Origin of the sequence: Halomonas sp. (assembly GCF_041689495.1) — a bacterium.
GTDB lineage: Bacteria > Pseudomonadota > Gammaproteobacteria > Pseudomonadales > Halomonadaceae > Halomonas.
Window position 1 is genome coordinate 1 of record NZ_JBDNGD010000529.1, and the last position, 2,064, is coordinate 2,064.

General features: G+C 61.8%; 4 protein-coding genes and 1 pseudogene. 1 reads left to right on the plus strand and 4 read right to left on the minus strand.

The features are described from left to right. From ACESMD_RS15515 to rnk, 4 genes and pseudogenes are all read right to left on the minus strand, one after another. A partial coding sequence (locus ACESMD_RS15515; protein ID WP_372614742.1) for a lysozyme-like domain containing protein occupies positions 1-471 on the minus strand: 471 nt, incomplete at its 3' end. A gap of 127 nt (positions 472-598) precedes the next feature. Beyond that, on the minus strand, positions 599-1,015 hold the full coding sequence (locus ACESMD_RS15520; RefSeq protein WP_372614744.1) for a hypothetical protein: 417 nt from the start codon (positions 1,013-1,015) through the stop codon (positions 599-601). Positions 1,016-1,044: 29 nt separating this feature from the next. Then, positions 1,045-1,140: pseudogene (locus ACESMD_RS15525) on the minus strand (LysE family translocator); the annotation flags it as partial. Between the two features lie 33 nt (positions 1,141-1,173). Next, on the minus strand, positions 1,174-1,587 hold the full coding sequence (gene rnk / locus ACESMD_RS15530; RefSeq protein WP_372614745.1) for a nucleoside diphosphate kinase regulator: 414 nt from the start codon (positions 1,585-1,587) through the stop codon (positions 1,174-1,176). Positions 1,588-1,788: 201 nt separating this feature from the next. Here rnk and ACESMD_RS15535 point away from each other — a divergent pair, with 201 nt between their 5' ends. Then, positions 1,789-1,962, plus strand: coding sequence for a hypothetical protein (locus ACESMD_RS15535; protein ID WP_372614747.1), 174 nt, complete (start codon positions 1,789-1,791; stop codon positions 1,960-1,962). Positions 1,963-2,064 lie beyond the last annotated feature (102 nt).

Consider the following 2,064-nt stretch of genomic DNA (forward strand, 5'->3'; position numbering starts at 1 on the left):
GTGATAGGCCAGGTAGAGGTGCTCGGGGTTGTGGAGCGACACCCCGGTCATGCGATGGGTGCGAGCGTTGTACCAGCCGATGAAATCGGTGGCGTGTTTGATGTGCGTGCGCCGGGCCAACAGGCTACCCGCCTCATCCTCATATTCGCCCCATACCGGGTCCTGTGCCTGGGCATACCCATAGGCCGATGAAGGCCGCGTCCAGGGGATGAACCCCAGCAGACGCTGGCGTGGGGGCTTGACGTGGCTGCGGAAGGAGGACTCGCGCTGGATGAAGGCCATCTGGGTCGAGATGGGCGTGCCCCACTTCTCCTGCGAGCTGCGCGCATGGTCATACCAGCTCGGCTGCTCACGAAAGATCTCGCAGACATTGCGTTGATCGTTCGGGGGTGCCGGCGCCAGCATCGCGCAGCCTGTCAGCCAGAGCAGGGCTGTCATGGCCAGCGTAGGCCTGAGCCATTTCACGATCATCGCATGTCTCCGCTGACGCAGCTTGATCACTCGGTTCAAGGCCTCCTTCCGTGGCTTGGGTTGAAAGGGTTCCCATGAGTTGGGCGAGCTGACAGACGGTTTATGCACCTCTCAAGCCATTTTCCCATCAGCTACATCGAAATATAGTCTGGCCATTTCCATCCAGGACCGGCCGCCTCGAAGTCTTGCGCCAAGCCCAATAATCTGTCTTCGGAGAAGAGATCCCGATGATCTGTACATCATCCGGCAGTCCATTCGGGTCGGGCATGCCGGGCATGGAGAGACCGGGATGTCCGCTGGCATTGACCCAGCCCGTGTAGACCGCATGGCCTCGCGGTCCTACCGATTGACCGTCGATTATCCTGGGGCACACCTCCTCCACCGGCCAGGGCTGGGCGGCGGAGGAATGGTAGTCCTCCACTGCGGTACGCAGGCTCTGACCCTCGATCTGACAGGCGAAGGGCAACACCGTGGTGGTGCCTCCATGGCCGGTCATGCGCAGCATCTTCCACACCACGGTGGCGGTGGTATCGAGCACCAGCACGCCGAACTCGGCTTCCCAGCGGGAGACAAGAGAGTGTGGCGCAGCACCAGGGCCAGGCTCGGTCCGGGCGACATGGCCCCCATGGCGCAGACCGCGGCCAGGGAGAGCCAGAGGGAAAACGGCATTCGAATATCTCCGGTGCCGGAATGGACGGGGCCTCAGCGATGAAACTGGCCTTCCCGTTCGGGCTGCCAGAGGATGGCATCGATGCGCAGGCGCGATTCGCGTCCCCCTGGCAGCGGCCAGGCGATGGTATCGCCGACGCGCAGCCCCAGCAGGGCCGCCCCTACCGGCGCCATTACCGAGATGCCGTCCTCGGTGGTACTCAGCGCATGGGGATAGACCAGGGTGCGGATGATCTGCCGGTCGCGGTCAATATCGGTGAACTGCACCTGGCTGCTCATGCTGACCACGTCCTCGGGAACATTCTCCGGATCGACGATCTCGCCGCGTGCCAACTCCTCTTCGAGGGCATCGGCAACCACCAGGTTTTTGTCGTCGGCAACGTCGATGAGCCGCTGTAGCCGCTCGGCATCGAGCCGATTGATGATAATGGGGGGACGCGTCGTCATGGGACCTCCTGGACAACGTCAACGCTGATTGCACGCTTATGGGGTAGCCAACGAAAACAGCCCTTTACCAACGAAGGGGCGAAGGACTGTGATCTGGCTACTCTACGCCATCCCGTCACCCGGCAACAGCCCCTTAGGAGGACTGCAGGCCAGGTGGCCACAAGGTTGCACTGTCTTCACATCCGCACAGAGACGCAGCCCATGACGGTTCGCATCTTCGCCATCGTCCTCGAGCTCCTCGGCGTGCTGCTGATCATTATCGGCGGGCAGGGCGACAGTCCCGTCGGCTTCGTGGGCCCGGCACTCATGCTACTGAGCGGCATCCTGCTGTTCACCCCTAGCAGCCTGTCGGACTTAGCGTCCGCAGGCCATTGATACCGCCTGCCTCGGCATAGCTTGCGTCATTATGGTGCATATTTGCGATCTTCAGTGTCCAATAATCTCAAAACGAGCGAATTCCCTCGCATTTCATGCCCA

What these genes read in the sequence shown, in the direction of transcription:
- rnk (WP_372614745.1), bottom strand. Translation starts at nt 1,587, where the DNA reads ATGACGACGCGTCCCCCCATTATCATCAATCGGCTCGATGCCGAGCGG.
- ACESMD_RS15535 (WP_372614747.1), top strand. Translation starts at nt 1,789, where the DNA reads ATGACGGTTCGCATCTTCGCCATCGTCCTCGAGCTCCTCGGCGTGCTG.